Annotated in this window: 16 protein-coding genes; 1 reads left to right on the top strand and 15 read right to left on the bottom strand. The window is 53.2% G+C overall.

The features are described 5' to 3' along the window. Window positions 1-15: 15 nt before the first annotated feature. The gene (locus OEW58_01205; protein MDH5299964.1) at window positions 16-1,494 is read right to left on the bottom strand and encodes an ATP-binding protein; all 1,479 of its coding nucleotides are present in this window, start codon (window positions 1,492-1,494) and stop codon (window positions 16-18) included. Between the two features lie 209 nt (window positions 1,495-1,703). On the opposite strand from OEW58_01205, the gene rrtA reads away from it, so the two are divergent. Next, the gene (gene rrtA / locus OEW58_01200) at window positions 1,704-2,285 is read left to right on the top strand and encodes a rhombosortase (GenBank protein ID MDH5299963.1); all 582 of its coding nucleotides are present in this window, start codon (window positions 1,704-1,706) and stop codon (window positions 2,283-2,285) included. Here the strand turns inward: rrtA and OEW58_01195 are convergent, their stop codons facing one another. The 14 genes from OEW58_01195 to OEW58_01130 form a co-directional block, all read right to left on the bottom strand. Next, complete coding sequence (locus tag OEW58_01195; protein ID MDH5299962.1) at window positions 2,286-2,744, bottom strand: cyclic nucleotide-binding domain-containing protein; 459 nt, start codon at window positions 2,742-2,744, stop codon at window positions 2,286-2,288. Window positions 2,745-2,849: 105 nt separating this feature from the next. Then, window positions 2,850-4,361, bottom strand: a complete 1,512-nt coding sequence (gene purF / locus OEW58_01190) for an amidophosphoribosyltransferase (GenBank protein ID MDH5299961.1) — start codon at window positions 4,359-4,361, stop codon at window positions 2,850-2,852. A 27-nt stretch (window positions 4,362-4,388) separates the two neighbouring features. Beyond that, complete coding sequence (locus tag OEW58_01185) at window positions 4,389-4,895, bottom strand: CvpA family protein (protein ID MDH5299960.1); 507 nt, start codon at window positions 4,893-4,895, stop codon at window positions 4,389-4,391. 84 nt (window positions 4,896-4,979) lie between these two features. Further along, window positions 4,980-5,606, bottom strand: a complete 627-nt coding sequence (locus tag OEW58_01180; GenBank protein MDH5299959.1) for an SPOR domain-containing protein — start codon at window positions 5,604-5,606, stop codon at window positions 4,980-4,982. Beyond that, window positions 5,599-6,873, bottom strand: coding sequence for a bifunctional tetrahydrofolate synthase/dihydrofolate synthase (gene folC, locus OEW58_01175; GenBank protein MDH5299958.1), 1,275 nt, complete (start codon window positions 6,871-6,873; stop codon window positions 5,599-5,601). Before folC ends, OEW58_01180 begins: the two co-directional genes overlap by 8 nt. Before the next feature lie 3 nt (window positions 6,874-6,876). Next, window positions 6,877-7,749, bottom strand: a complete 873-nt coding sequence (gene accD / locus OEW58_01170; protein ID MDH5299957.1) for an acetyl-CoA carboxylase, carboxyltransferase subunit beta — start codon at window positions 7,747-7,749, stop codon at window positions 6,877-6,879. Window positions 7,750-7,764: 15 nt separating this feature from the next. Further along, on the bottom strand, window positions 7,765-8,577 hold the full coding sequence (gene trpA, locus OEW58_01165) for a tryptophan synthase subunit alpha (protein ID MDH5299956.1): 813 nt from the start codon (window positions 8,575-8,577) through the stop codon (window positions 7,765-7,767). Beyond that, window positions 8,574-9,776: a tryptophan synthase subunit beta gene (trpB, locus tag OEW58_01160; protein MDH5299955.1), complete on the bottom strand. Its 1,203-nt coding sequence runs from the start codon at window positions 9,774-9,776 to the stop codon at window positions 8,574-8,576. Before trpB ends, trpA begins: the two co-directional genes overlap by 4 nt. Next, a complete protein-coding gene (locus tag OEW58_01155) occupies window positions 9,760-10,407 on the bottom strand; it encodes a phosphoribosylanthranilate isomerase (GenBank protein ID MDH5299954.1) in 648 nt (215 codons plus the stop codon). Before OEW58_01155 ends, trpB begins: the two co-directional genes overlap by 17 nt. Window positions 10,408-10,432: 25 nt before the next feature. Continuing rightward, the gene (gene truA / locus OEW58_01150) at window positions 10,433-11,215 is read right to left on the bottom strand and encodes a tRNA pseudouridine(38-40) synthase TruA (GenBank protein MDH5299953.1); all 783 of its coding nucleotides are present in this window, start codon (window positions 11,213-11,215) and stop codon (window positions 10,433-10,435) included. Between the two features lie 7 nt (window positions 11,216-11,222). Next, the gene (locus OEW58_01145) at window positions 11,223-11,891 is read right to left on the bottom strand and encodes an energy-coupling factor transporter transmembrane protein EcfT (protein ID MDH5299952.1); all 669 of its coding nucleotides are present in this window, start codon (window positions 11,889-11,891) and stop codon (window positions 11,223-11,225) included. Between the two features lie 10 nt (window positions 11,892-11,901). Further along, complete coding sequence (locus OEW58_01140) at window positions 11,902-12,726, bottom strand: pseudouridine synthase (protein MDH5299951.1); 825 nt, start codon at window positions 12,724-12,726, stop codon at window positions 11,902-11,904. Then, on the bottom strand, window positions 12,726-13,505 hold the full coding sequence (scpB, locus tag OEW58_01135) for an SMC-Scp complex subunit ScpB (protein ID MDH5299950.1): 780 nt from the start codon (window positions 13,503-13,505) through the stop codon (window positions 12,726-12,728). Before scpB ends, OEW58_01140 begins: the two co-directional genes overlap by 1 nt. Then, entirely contained in the window at window positions 13,502-14,293 is a 792-nt protein-coding gene (locus tag OEW58_01130; protein MDH5299949.1) for a segregation/condensation protein A, read from the bottom strand. Before OEW58_01130 ends, scpB begins: the two co-directional genes overlap by 4 nt. Window positions 14,294-14,318 lie beyond the last annotated feature (25 nt).

Here is a 14,318-nt window from a genome sequence, read left to right as displayed (position 1 = left end):
AACAGACATCCTGGTTTACGCACTTATTACTTTTTTACGGGGAAAAATCACTTCAAAACAGGCACCAATGGCTGATCCTGGCTGAAGCAGCCGAATACTGCCGTGATGGGCCTCAACAAACTCTTTCACAATGGACAAACCCAGACCACTGCCACGGATAACCCCGGCCCCTTGTTGCTTTCCACGATAGAAGGCGTCAAACACATGCAGTGCATCGTCCTTATCAATCCCCGGTCCCGTATCAAAAACCCGGAGTACCACATGACCTTCCTCATCCCGGAGTTGCAAACTCACCGTACCATTTTCGGGGGTAAACTTGATGGCATTGGACAATAAATTATCCACAATGACGCGGAATTTCTCTTCCACACCCTGCATGACCAGATTCTTATCATAGTCCAGGGTCAAATTAATGTGTTTGGCCAGCAAAACCGGTCTATGGTCAGCAACCACCGTGTCAATCAGTCCCCATAATTTCAGTTCTTTCAACTGATCAGACCCGGCTTCGCTGGGCATGTTAAAACTCAGCAGTTTTTCAATCATTTGCTGCAGACTGATGCTGTTTTTCTTGAGAATATCCGCCACTTCTTGCTGATGTTCCGACAAGGGGCCGGTGACTCCTTCGGCCAGCAATTCGCTGCCCTCGCGTATTGCCGCCAGCGGTGTCTTCAGTTCATGGGACACGTAGTGGAGGAATTTGGTTTTTTTCTCTTCCAGGTATTTCAGGCGATTACGCAGCCATTCCAGTTGCGTCCCCAGTGACACCAGGTCCCGCGGACCGGTCACGTGGATTTCTTCGTCAAACCTGCCCTCGCCGATCTGCTTGATGCCTTGCTCAAGTTCGCGGATGGGTCGAGATAACAGCACCACAAACACCAGGATAAAAATAATCACACCGGGAACCAGGGCCGCCAGCTCCCAGAAAATGATGTTGCGTGCCTTATCTGATATTTCACGCAAGATCGCCATTTCACTATCAATCAGCCGATTGGTGTCACGAAACAGGTTTTGCGACAGTTCGGTCATGGCAGAAAATTCGTGGGCCTTAACCGGCTCGGCAGACACGCCATCGTAATACGCCTGCATCCGCACAAACAAATCCGCCGTCAATTCATCCAGTTTTTTCAAGCGCAAGCGAAGCTGCTCATCCACCAAAAAATCAGAGAGCTCCTGGGATGTGGCTTGGTAGTTCAGGTATTGTTCACGGTAGACCTTGTACAATTGGCTATCATTCAACACCAGAAACTGCCGCGTACTGCGCTCCATGGCGTTGGTCAGCTCCATGATTTCCCGGCTGCTGTTGGTTGTCTGCACCGCTCGATACAGCGCCTGCTGACTTTGCTGGGTTAATTTGTCGACGTAAAAAACCCCCGTCACAAACGCAATCAACAGCGGCAAGGCTACCAACGAAAATCCAGCGATGACCAACTCCACGTAAGAACGCGGATTGATAAAGCTCAGCTGGGATAATAGGCGTTTTTTAAGCGATTCCATGGTCCTGAATTCTTTTCAGCATTACGCTATGCCGGTATTGGCGACAGGCATTGTAACAAAAGGCACCGCCAATACCGATTCGCACCGGTCGATTTCTGCCAACTTTTGTCCAGCAGTGGCAGCCCGCCCTCCTCGTCTGACAAAATTCTGATATTATTCCAGTACCTATGAGCGTGTATGTCGCCGCTTCGCCACCCAGAGTTATCTGCATGCTACAACTTGCCAAACCCTCTGCCACCACCTTGAGCTTTTCCAGCTTGCTGCTGGTGTCGTTGCTGCTGATGTTCCTTAGCCCCGAACAGGTTGATTGGCTGCGTTTTGATCGCGAAGGGATTTTGGCCGGCGAATGGTGGCGGCTGCTCAGTGCCAATGTAGTCCACCTGGGCTGGGGACACTACATTATGAACGCGCTGGGCGCGTTGCTGGTGCTGTTTTTCTTCGGCAGTTGTCTGAGTGCCTTGGGCTGGATCATCAGCTTTGCGGTGGGCTGCCTGTTCATCGCCGGCATGATTCTTTGGCTGAATCCAGAGATTCTCTGGTACGTAGGTTTATCAGGGGTGTTGCATAGCTTGTTCGTTGTTGGCGGGCTGGCAAACATCCGGGTCAGACCGCTGGAAGGCTGGTTATTTCTAACGGCTGTAGCGGCAAAACTGGTGTGGGAGCAGGTGTTTGGCGCCTTACCCGGTTCCGAGGAAATGGCCGGTGGTCCGGTGCTGACTGAAGCACATCTGTACGGTGCGTTGGCAGGCGTGCTGATCTGGCCGCTACTCAGGCGGTTGCCCAGACCCTAGTTATTTTCTGGCGTTATTTTGAGCCTTGAGTCGCTCAGCCAGGATTTTGGCAATATTCAGCATGATGACGTAGCCAATCCGAGGATGTTTTTTGACCACTTCGTGCAGAATGTCGGAATACAATCGCAACATCACCGAGTCTTCCTTGGCAACGGCAGTGGCCGTGCGCTGGGTTTTGGTCACCAGACCGATTTCGCCCAATACCTCGCCGGGCTTCATCACGTGGATGGTGCCCACCCCTTCGACATTGATGTTGATGGCACCGCTGAGCAAAATGTAGCAAACCTGGCCGTCTTCTCCCTGACGGAAGAGTATTTCCCCTTTTTTCAAGGTGGTACTACTGCACATGCCAATGACCTTGAAATGCTCGTCATCCAGCAAGCCATCAAAAACGGGCAGTTTTTTTAGAATTTGTACCGCTTTGGCGCGGGCGATAACTTTTTCGGATACGCGTTCCACCTAAAGACTCCCTGAGGGCGCAGACAACGGGTCACAACAGCTCTACCCCTTATCGGCACCCTTCAGGGCGGACTATATAGGCGGATTTACAATAATGACTAAAAGTTAGCCATTATTGTGTAATCCCATAACCTCGTTATCTTTGGAGGACTTCTTCTCTTTGACCGAGTCGTTGCGTTTGGCTTCCAGTCTCGCCAGATACTCTGGAGTGACGTCAGGCGTAACGTATTCGCCGTTAAAACATGAACAATCAAAGTTGGCAACATTGCCACGCTTGTGACGCACTGCTTCGATCAGATCATCAAGATCCTGATACACCAACCAGTCCGCGCCGATCGCTTCAGCAATTTGATCCTCGTCACGGTTGTAACCGATCAGCTCTGCCTTGGTCGGCATATCGATACCGTACACATTGGGGTAACGAACCGGTGGCGCAGCGGAGGCAAAAAATACTTTATTCGCACCGGCTTCACGCGCCATCTGAATGATTTGCTGCGACGTAGTGCCGCGCACAATCGAGTCATCCACCAGCAACACATTTTTGCCGCGGAATTCGAGTTCGATGGCATTCAATTTTTGCTTTACGGATTTTTTACGCTGCGTTTGTCCGGGCATAATGAACGTCCGGCCAATGTAACGGTTCTTGATAAATCCTTCGCGGTACTTCACATCCAGCGTGTACGACAACTGCAACGCAGTGGTACGACTGGTATCGGGAATGGGAATAACCACATCGATTTCATGATCCGGGTGCAGGCGCTGAATCTTGCGCGCCAGGTATTCGCCCATACGCAATCTTGCCTTGTACACCGAGATGCCATCCATGATCGAATCGGGGCGAGCAAAATACACGTATTCAAAAATACACGGAGAATATTGCGGTTTGTCCGCGCATTGCTTGCGCTCAAAAGTACCATCGCGACCGACGTACACCGCTTCACCCGGCGCCAAGTCGCCAATCAGTTCAAAACCTGCCGTGTCGAGCGCAACGCTCTCTGAAGCCAGCATGTATTCAATGCCATGCTCACCGTCACGTTTGCCTACCACCAGCGGTCGAATACCGTAGGGATCACGAAAACCAACGATACCGTAACCGGTGATCATTGCCACCGCGGCATAACCACCCAAACAACGCTTGTGCACACCAGAAACAGCAGCGAAAACATCCGACACTTCCAGCTTGAGTTTGCCGCGAACCTGCAGTTCATGGGCGAACACATTCAACAGAATTTCAGAATCCGAGTCCGTGTTTACGTGACGCAAGTCATCGCGGAAAATTTCTTCGCCCAACTTTTCGGCGTTGGTCAAATTACCATTGTGCGCCAGCGTAATGCCGTAAGGAGAATTCACATAAAACGGTTGTGCCTCGGAGGACGACGAAGAACCCGCCGTCGGATAACGCACGTGACCAATCCCCATGTCGCCAACCAGGCGCAACATGTGACGGGTATGGAATACATCGCGAACCAAACCATTGTCTTTGCGCAGATGCAGGCGACCATTGTCACAAGTCACAATTCCCGCCGCATCCTGACCGCGATGCTGGAGCACCGTCAGCGCATCATAAATCATTTGGTTAACATTGCTTTGCGCAACAATGCCAACAATACCACACATAGTTCGATTCTCCAGAATAGCGTCTAATCAATTGCGCTTGGGCAACTGGTAAGCAAAATACTGCCCGTATTGGGTCGGCAAAGAGTCATTAATCGCCAATGCCAACCGCTCAAATTGTTCAAGTAACAGGGACTGCTTCCACCAATCCGACTGCGGAAGTTTCGTCATGCCCGCCAACCAAACCAGCAGAACCACAACCAGGCTTCCACGAATAATTCCAAACACCACGCCCAGCGCGCGGTCGGTGCCACTTAAACCGGAATGCTTGACCAACTGGCCAACCAGGCGGTTTATCAGCGCGGCCAACACCAGACAGGTAATAAACAGCGCAAGAAAACTCGCACCAATGCGCAGCGCCTCACTTTCCATGTGCGGTTGCAGCCAGGACGCCAATTTGGGGGTGTAACTGATTGCCACCCAAAACGACACCAGCCATGCGGCCAGCGACAGAACTTCGCGAACAAATCCGCGAAACAGGCTTATTACCGCCGACACCAGCACAATACTCAGGACAATGTAGTCTACCGCACTCACGGTTTGTCGAATCTCCGTAAACCTGATTTCAAATCCGGGCCGGCCTGCGACGGCGCGATTATAGCAAAAAACCCAAGGCTCGCCTTATTGGTGACGCATAACAATGCCATTGACGCCCAGTTTTTTTTGCAGCGTTTGCATGGCGGTTTGTGCTTCCTGTTCAACAACATACGGCCCCACCTTCACTCGCCAGATGGTTTTGCCGTTGGCCTCGCGCTTATCCACATATGCCGAGTAGCCCAAACCGCGAATTTTATCGCGCAATTGTGTGGCATTGGCTTCCTGGGAAAAGCTCCCCACCTGGGCCACCCAGCGTTTGAGGCCGTCGGGCAGATTGGGGGTCGCATTGCCGCTGTCCTCAGCAGTTTCCAGCGGTTGTGCGGTGGTCGCTTCCTTGGTCAGAGCAGCGGTCGTTTCGACCGGTGCAGCAACAACAGGCGGATTAGTGCTGGTCGCTGGATCGGACTCGACTTCCCTGACTATCGCCCCAGGCTCACCCGTTGTATCGGGCTGACCATTGAGCTTGAACACACCCTCGTCATCCAGGCGATAGATGATGGTTTTTAATTTGTCCGGCGGCGACGGTATAAATTCGCCCTCGCCTGGAATATCTTCATTGTTCGAAAACAACATGGGTAAAAAAATCACTGCCAACGATACCAGCACCAAGGTACCGAGGATGCGATGTTTCATTGAAGTTGTATCACTCATGCGTCGCCGCCTGCAAAAACGCGTTTAGAGTAAAAAATGAACCGAAGACCAACAAAATATCATCGCCGTGCATATCCAACTCCGCCGCGTGTCGGGCATCATTCGCGTCGCGGAAACAATGCAGCTGTTGTTCCGCCACGCCAAGGCCCAACAAAATATCACGAATTTCTTCGGCACTGGCGGCACGGGCTTCGGGTAAATTCGTCAAATACCATTCGCCCACCAGCGGCAATAATGGTTTAAGCGTATCGGCAATATTTTTATCACGCATCATTCCCAGCAGAGCACGTTTGGCACCCAGCGGATGAAGCGAACGTAAGTTTCGCGCGAGAAATTCGCCGGCCTGCGGATTATGTGCGACATCCAGAATCAAACGATAACGATCCTGACGAATTTCAAATCGCGCAGGAATCACGATACTCTGCAGACCTTCGCGGATTTGGCTTTGCGACAAGGGCAGCGCTGTTTTCATTTCACTTAGCGCCTGCAACACCGCCGAGGCATTGTACAACTGCTGCACGCCGCGCAGATTTGGTAGCGGTAAACTCAAACGTTTTTCACCAGCGCTTCCCCACCAATCCCAGATGCCATCATGCTGCACAAATCCGTAATCCTGACCAAGACAGCGCAGTTGCATTCCCGCCGCAGTGGCTTGCTGCAACATCAGTTCCGGAGGTGACGGATCAGCGATCACCAGTGGCGCTCCCGCACGACCGATGCCCATTTTTTCCAAGGCAATTTTTTCGCGGGTGTCACCCAACCAGTCCATGTGATCCATGTCGATGCTGGTGATAATCGCCACGTCGGCGTCAATAATATTGACAGCATCCAGTCGACCACCCAAACCGGTTTCCAGCACCACCACATCCAGTGCCGAGCGAGCAAAAATATCCAACGCAGCCAGTGTGCCGAATTCAAAAAATGTCAGCGATATTTCACCGCGCGCCTGATCAACGCGCTCGAATGCCTCACACAACGCGGCGTCTTCAACTTGCTGATGATTTATCGAAATACGTTCGTTGTAGCGCAGAACATGGGGAGAGGTATAACAGCCGACACGATATCCGGCAGCAAGCAAGGTAGCGCGTAACATCGCAACCGTAGAACCCTTGCCATTGGTTCCTGCCACCGTGAACACCACGGGAGCAGGTTTGCCCACAGCCAATCGATCATAGACCTGGCGCACGCGCTCCAGTCCAAGATCGATGGCAGTGGCGTGCAGGCCAAGCTGCCAATCTAGCCAAGCCTGCACATGATTAAATCGCATCGGTTATGCCGACAACGCCGGTTTGTTTGTCAGTATGGCCAAAATACTGGCCAAACGATCCTTCATCTCGCGGCGATCGATGATCAAATCAATCGCACCGTGCTCCAGCAAAAATTCACTGCGCTGGAACCCTTCGGGCAAGGTTTCGCGTACAGTCTGCTGAATAACACGTGGGCCGGCAAAACCAATCAACGCGTTGGGTTCACCGATATTCAAATCGCCCAACATCGCAAAACTGGCCGACACACCGCCCATGGTAGGATCGGTCATTACCGAAATGTAAGGAATGCCGCGATCACGCATTTTGGCCAGTACCGCACTGGTTTTGGCCATTTGCATCAGCGAGAACAGTGCCTCTTGCATACGCGCACCACCGCTCGCGGAAAAACAAATCAGCGGGATGTTTTCTTGCAGACAACGATTGGCCGCCTGGGTAAAACGCTCACCTACAACCGAGCCCATGGAGCCGCCCATGAAGCTAAATTCAAACGCGACCGCAACAACCGGATTGCCGTGCAAAAATCCTTTCATCGCAATCAGTGCATCTTTTTCGCCGGTGGCTTTTTGCGCCTGAACGATACGGTCTTTGTATTTTTTGCTGTCCTTGAATTTCAATACGTCATCGGGTTCCAGATTGGCGCCGATTTCTTCACGACCCGCTTCGTCCAAAAACCAGTTCAAACGTTTGCGCGCGCCGATACGACCGTGATGGCCACACTTGGGGCAAACATCCTGGCTACGTTCCAGTTCCGATTTAAACAATACCGCTTCGCAGCCATTGCATTTTGTCCACAGACCTTCAGGAACCGTGCGCTTGCTTGCTTCGCTACCTTCGGTGCGAATACGTGACGTTGTCAGTTTTTTAAACCAGCTCATAGTGTCGAATCCGTATTAAGAATTTGCTTTATCAATAGCCATGCGCAGTTCCTTCAAAAATTGAGGAACACGCACCAGTACGCGATCGGGGACTTTTACGTCTTCACCAATGCGACTCACCAGTGCACTACCTACCACCACGGCATCCGCTACTCGTGACACGGCAGCAGCAGATTGCGCGTCGCGAATACCAAAACCTACGCCGATCGGCAGCGAAATATGTTTGCGCAACTCGGCAACTTTGGTTGCCACTTCGGTAGTATCCAGCGAATTAGCGCCAGTCACCCCTTTGAACGATACATAGTACACAAATCCTTGCGCAATTTCCGCGACCTTGCGCATGCGCTCCGGAGTACTATTGGGTGCCATCAGGAAAATAGAATCCAGACCATGACTGCGCATGATCGGCACAAACTCCTGGGCTTCTTCCGGTGGCATATCCACCGTCAGCACGCCGTCCACGCCCGCCTCGGCTGCAGCTTTGGCGAAAGTCTCGTAACCCATCACCTCAACCGGATTGAGGTAGCCCATCAACACCACCGGGGTGTTGTGATCTTTTTGACGAAACTCCGCCACCATCGCCAATACTTTTTTCAGCGTGATTTTGTTTTTTAATGCGCGTTCGCAGGCGGCCTGAATCACCGGACCATCGGCCATCGGATCAGAAAATGGCACGCCCAACTCGATAACGTCAGCGCCCGAATTTACCATCGCATGCATCAACGGCACGGTTACCCACGGCAAAGGATCGCCTGCCGTGATGTAGGGGATCAGTGCCTTGCGGCCATTGACCCGCAACGCATCAAAACGCTTGCTTAATCTGCTCATACTTTGATCCCTTCCAACGCGGCTACCGTGTGGATATCTTTGTCTCCCCGTCCGGAAAGATTGACCAAAATATTTTTGCCTGGCCCCAGTTCTTTGGCCAGTTTGACGGCATACGCCAAACCATGGCTGGACTCCAGCGCCGGCATAATGCCTTCACCACGGGTCAAACCATGAAACGCTGCCAAGGCTTCATCGTCGGTGGCATAGGTGTATTTCACCCGCCCCTGATCGTGCAACCAGGCATGTTCGGGACCCACGCCGGCGTAATCCAGACCAGCGGAAATCGAATGGGTTTCGAGAATCTGACCATTCTCGTCTTCAAGCAAATAGGTGCGTACGCCTTGGAACACACCGCGCTTACCGGTGGCAAAGCGCGCTGCATGTTCACCGCTCGCAATGCCATGACCGCCCGCTTCCACGCCGTACATCGCCACGCTGGCATCATTCAAAAACGGATGGAACAAACCAATGGCATTGGAACCACCGCCAACGCAGGCGACCAGCGCATCAGGCAAGCGACCGGTCAGTTCCTGCATCTGGCGACGCGCTTCGCGGCCAATGATGGTCTGAAAATCACGCACCATCGCTGGATAGGGATGGGGGCCACTTGCAGTGCCGATGATGTAGTAGGTGTTGTCAACGTTGGTCACCCAATCGCGCATCGCCTCGTTCATGGCGTCTTTCAGGGTTTTGGTGCCAGACTGAACGGCAACCACCGTCGCGCCCAGCAAACGCATACGGTAAACGTTCAGCGCCTGACGCTTGACGTCTTCTTCGCCCATGTAGACCACGCATTCCAGGCCCATGCGCGCAGCCACTGTCGCACTGGCAACGCCGTGCTGACCGGCGCCGGTTTCGGCGATAATGCGCGTCTTGCCCATCCGCTTGGCCAACAATGCCTGGCCGATGGTGTTGTTTACTTTGTGCGCGCCGGTGTGATTGAGATCTTCACGCTTGAGGTAGATGTTGGCGCCGCCAATCTGCTGGCTCCAGCGCTCGGCAAAATACACAGGACTGGGACGACCGACAAAATGGGTCAGGTCATAATCCAGTTCCTTGATGAATTCGGGATCATTACGATATTTTTCATACGCCTGACGCAGTTCTTCCAGAGGCGCCATCAGCGTCTCTGCCACAAACTGACCGCCATAAACGCCAAAGTGGCCGTTACGATCGGGCATTTCAGGTAGGGTTTGCATTTATCCTGTCACCTTTTCTTACTGCTGCAATAAAGGCCGCCATCTTGCCGGCATCTTTGATGCCCTTGGCAGCCTCAACCCCGCTGCTGATATCCACTGCATAGGGGCGTATTGTTGTAATCGCGGATTCTACGTTATTTGCATCCAGTCCGCCCGCCAAAATCAGCGGCCGGGGAAAATCTCTGGGGATTGCCGCCCAATCGAAAGTTGTGCCACTGCCACCGGATTTTCCACCGCCATGACTGTCCAGCAAAAACGCCTTGGCTGCGGGGTGGAGGGCGGCATAGGCCAGCGGGTCTACGCCGGCGCCCATGGGGATGGCCTTGATGTACGGCAGCTCAAAATTTTCGCAAAATTCAGCCGGCTCATCGCCATGAAACTGTAACAAATTCAAGGGTACACTGCGCAGTATCGCGGCCACGTCAGCCGCTGTATGATCCATGAACAAGCCTACCACGGTCACAAAGGGGGGCAGTTGTTCCAGGATGGCCCTTGCCTGCGGTGGATCAATGTAGCGGGGACTTTTTTTGACAAACACCAAGCCCAACGCATCGGCACCCAGCGCCAACGCCGCTTGCGCGTCTTCGAGCCGGGTAATGCCACAGATCTTGATTCGGGTTTGATGATTCATCTAATCGCTTGAAAAAAAGCGTAATTTACCAAACTGGTGCCGACCAGGAAAGCGCTGGCAAGCCAAATTTGTCCGGGTAGCCCACATGGGTCAGGTACAGACCGGCCGGAGGTGCAGTCACCCCGCCCAGTTTGCGGTCGCGATGCTCCAGAATTTCCTTCGCCCAGATCGGCTCATGCTTGCCTGCACCAATGTCCATCAGCACGCCGCTGATATTGCGCACCATGTGGTGCAAGAAGCCATTGGCCTCAATATCGATGATCACATACGGGCCACGGCGAGTCACCGTCAATTCCGTCACGTTGCGCACCGGGCTTTTGGCCTGACAGGCCTGGGCGCGATACGAAGTGAAATCATGTTGCCCCACCAGATAACGCGCAGCTTCGATCATGCGGGTTTCATCCAAAGGGCGAAACTCCCAGGTGGTGCGATGCTGCAAAAAGGTAGGCCGAACCGGACGATTAACGATAACGTACTGATAACGCCGGCTGATGGCCGAAAACCGCGCATGAAAATCCTCATCAACGGGTTGCGCCCACAACACTGCCACACTCTTGGGCAGATTCGCATTGGCACCAAACACCCACTGATGCATATCACGCTGCGCCTGGGTATCAAAATGAATCACCTGCCCGCTGCCATGCACGCCAGTGTCGGTGCGACCGGCGCAAACGACGCGAATGGGTTCGTTGGCTACCCGTGAAATCGCCCGTTCGACCACCGCCTGCACGGTATTTTCCGAGTGCAGTTGCACCTGCCAGCCAAAAAATGACGCGCCGTCATATTCCACCGCCATCGCAATTCGCATGTTTACCTCAATTCACCAGCACTACGGCGGTCAAAATCAAACCGGGCCAGGCCCACTGCCAAACCGGCGGAGCAACCAGCGCGGGAATTTCAATTTGCTTGGCGAGGCCGTCTACTATCAGTGCCTCACGAAAACGAAAATATAGCCTGTCCACCACGTGCAACAAACGCTGTTTAATGCTGTTCGCTTTTGGCATGTCAATCGGGCTACCTAACGCTGCCAGCTTTCGGCTGGCAATCAGGGTCAAGGTGAGCAACAACGCAAACCGGTCGGCGGGAAATCCAAACCGCCGTAACGGCAGCACCAATTGCCGAAGTGCCGCCATCAACTGCTCCCGATCCAGGGTTTTCAGCAGCGTTGCCACCGCCAGAACAATCGCAATCAACACCACCAAACGGTGCAGCGCCAATTGAGCGCCTTCCACCGTGGGCGACCAGCGCTGCCAGTCGGACACAATCCATAATCCGGGGGTAAACCAGGAATAAACGACCACAATGGACAGTAAAAACCAGCGCAAGCGCTTGAGCATCGACCAGGCCGAGCTTCCGGGGCCATGACCGCAGATCAACCAGTACACCGGCAAAAACAGCAACAGCCATCCCCAATGGGGTCCCCGGCTCAGTGCCAGTCCCAAACTGAGAACCAACAACGAAACGACATGGATCAGCGGGTGCAAGAATCGCCCCTTAGACACTGCCCTGTAGGGCTTTGATTTCCTGCGGTGTCAAATCCTGGAATTTGCCAGGACGCAAGCTGCGTGGCAACTGTACGCTGCCATAACGCACACGCTGCAGACGACTGACTTTCAGTCCTTGCGATTCCCACAAACGACGAACCTCGCGATTACGTCCTTCGCGCAACACCACGTGGTACCAGTGATTGGCGCCTTCACCACCGGCATCAATGATCTGATCAAATTTGGCCATGCCATCTTCCAGCATAACGCCGGTGCTCAGTGCGGCCATTTGCTCGTCAGTGACCGTGCCCAGCACGCGCACAGCGTACTCGCGTTCAATCTCACGACTGGGATGCATCAGTTTGTTGGCCAGATCACCATCGGTAGTGAAAATCATCAAACCAGACGTATTCAAGTCAAGGCGACCCACGCCAACCCAACGGGTGTTGCGCAGTTGTGGCAAAGACTCAAACACCGTGCGTCGACCCTCAGGATCAGAACGGGTACACACTTCACCCAAAGGCTTGTGATACATCAAATAGCGATGTTTTTGCGGTTCCAGACGCGTCGCGGTCACTTGTTTGCCATCGACAATGACCTTGTCTCCGGGCGAAATCAAATCACCAAGCACGGCCACTTTGCCATTGATTTGCACGCGACCTTCTTCGATCCATTTTTCAATTTCACGGCGCGAACCAAAACCGCCTTGTGCCAGCACTTTTTGCGCGCGCTCAGGCTTGGTCGCAGCCGCTGACGCAGCATCTTCGGACTTGTGCGGGCGACGCACCGACGAAGTTTTTTTCTTTATGGAAATTTTTTTACGGGGAAAAGTCATCAATGTTCTTCTTCGGGCACAGTAGTGGGCTCATCGTCATCGACAAGCCATTCTTTCAGGGCTGCATCCACCAGTGACGACTCCGGCTCATTCGCCTCGGGCTCATCGATGGAACGCGCGACAGGATGTTCATCAGCAAATTCTACCTCTTCATCCAGAGGCAGATTGACTTCGTCATTGTCATCGCGCAATTCGCGCAATGCAGCTTCAACCTTGTCGTCTTGATCCATGTCAAATTCCTGGGCAATGACATCCAGATCACGAATTTCCGCTAGCGGAGGCAACTCCTCCAAACTGCGAAAGTTAAAATAATCCAAAAACTGGCGGGTCGTGGCGTACAACGCGGGCCGTCCGGGAACGTCTTTGGTTCCCACCACACGAACCCATTCGCGTTCCAGCAAGGTCTTCACGATTTGACTGCTGACACTGACGCCACGAATTTCTTCAATTTCACTGCGCGTAATCGGCTGGCGATAAGCAATCAGCGCCATGGTCTCGAGAATCGCACGGGAATACTTGGCAGGTTTTTCCTCCCACAACCGCGCAACCCAGGGAGTCACTTCCACCGCGGCTTGAAAACGATAGCCAGACGCCACTTGGACCAGTTCGGTACCACGTCCCTGCCACTCCTGCTGCAACTGCGCCAACACGTCCTGAATCTGTTCACGACTGGGCAGTTCTTCTTCAGCAAACAGCTTGAGCAGCATATCCACGGTCATGGGTTTGCCATAGGCAAACAGGGCTGCTTCGACAATTTTTTTTAACAACTCTGGACTCATTGTCTAGCCTTTACATGTATGGGACCATAAGGCTGGGCCTGGATCAGTTCAACCAGCGACGCCTTGATCAATTCCAGCACCGCCAGAAACGTCACCACTACCCCAGCGCGACCTTCTTCCACGGTGAACAACGACTCAAACGGTGTGAACCGCTCAGGGCTGAGCACACTCATCACGTTAGCCATGCGTTCACGCACCGACAGTGCATCACGCTGAATTTGGTGATGGGTGAACAGCTCAGCGCGCTTCATCACATCCTTGAGTGCCGATAGCAGTTCAGCCAAATCCACTTCAGGCGGTTTACGCGCAACTACCTTGTCAACGAAAACGGCTTCCGTGAGATAAAACTCGCGACCTTCGCGTGGCAGCGCATCAATATCTTCAGCGGCCTTTTTGAAACGCTCGTATTCCTGCAAGCGACGAATCAGTTCTGCACGAGGATCAACTTCCTCTTCTTCCTCGGTCACGCGCGGCAGCATCATGCGGGATTTGATTTCCGCCAGCACTGCAGCCATCACCAGATATTCCGCAGCCAATTCCAGATGAATTTCTTTCATCAGATCGACATAGGCCATGTACTGCCGGGTGATTTCGGCAATGGGAATATCAAGAATATCCAGGTTCTGTTTTTTGATCAGATACAGCAACAAGTCCAGCGGGCCTTCGAAGGCGTCGAGAAACACCTCGAGCGCATCCGGCGGGATATATAAATCCTGCGGCAACTGCGTTACCGACTCACCGTTAACCTTGGCAAACGTGGCCCTCGGCTCGGGAGGAAGCTCCGCCAGGGACTCTGCTTGCTGAATATCTGAT

The organism is Gammaproteobacteria bacterium (assembly GCA_029884425.1).
Lineage (GTDB): Bacteria > Pseudomonadota > Gammaproteobacteria > S012-40 > S012-40 > JAOUHV01.
This window is presented reverse-complemented; position numbering and strand designations above follow the sequence as displayed.

Coding starts and splice junctions, on each gene's coding strand:
- OEW58_01180 (MDH5299959.1), bottom strand. CDS start 5,606: ATGAGTGATACAACTTCAATGAAACATCGCATCCTCGGTACCTTGGTG.
- rrtA (MDH5299963.1), top strand. CDS start 1,704: ATGCTACAACTTGCCAAACCCTCTGCCACCACCTTGAGCTTTTCCAGC.
- folC (MDH5299958.1), bottom strand. CDS start 6,873: ATGCGATTTAATCATGTGCAGGCTTGGCTAGATTGGCAGCTTGGCCTG.
- accD (MDH5299957.1), bottom strand. CDS start 7,749: ATGAGCTGGTTTAAAAAACTGACAACGTCACGTATTCGCACCGAAGGT.
- OEW58_01205 (MDH5299964.1), bottom strand. CDS start 1,494: ATGGAATCGCTTAAAAAACGCCTATTATCCCAGCTGAGCTTTATCAAT.
- truA (MDH5299953.1), bottom strand. CDS start 11,215: ATGCGAATTGCGATGGCGGTGGAATATGACGGCGCGTCATTTTTTGGC.
- trpA (MDH5299956.1), bottom strand. CDS start 8,577: ATGAGCAGATTAAGCAAGCGTTTTGATGCGTTGCGGGTCAATGGCCGC.
- OEW58_01155 (MDH5299954.1), bottom strand. CDS start 10,407: ATGAATCATCAAACCCGAATCAAGATCTGTGGCATTACCCGGCTCGAA.
- OEW58_01140 (MDH5299951.1), bottom strand. CDS start 12,726: ATGACTTTTCCCCGTAAAAAAATTTCCATAAAGAAAAAAACTTCGTCG.
- purF (MDH5299961.1), bottom strand. CDS start 4,361: ATGTGTGGTATTGTTGGCATTGTTGCGCAAAGCAATGTTAACCAAATG.
- trpB (MDH5299955.1), bottom strand. CDS start 9,776: ATGCAAACCCTACCTGAAATGCCCGATCGTAACGGCCACTTTGGCGTT.
- scpB (MDH5299950.1), bottom strand. CDS start 13,505: ATGAGTCCAGAGTTGTTAAAAAAAATTGTCGAAGCAGCCCTGTTTGCC.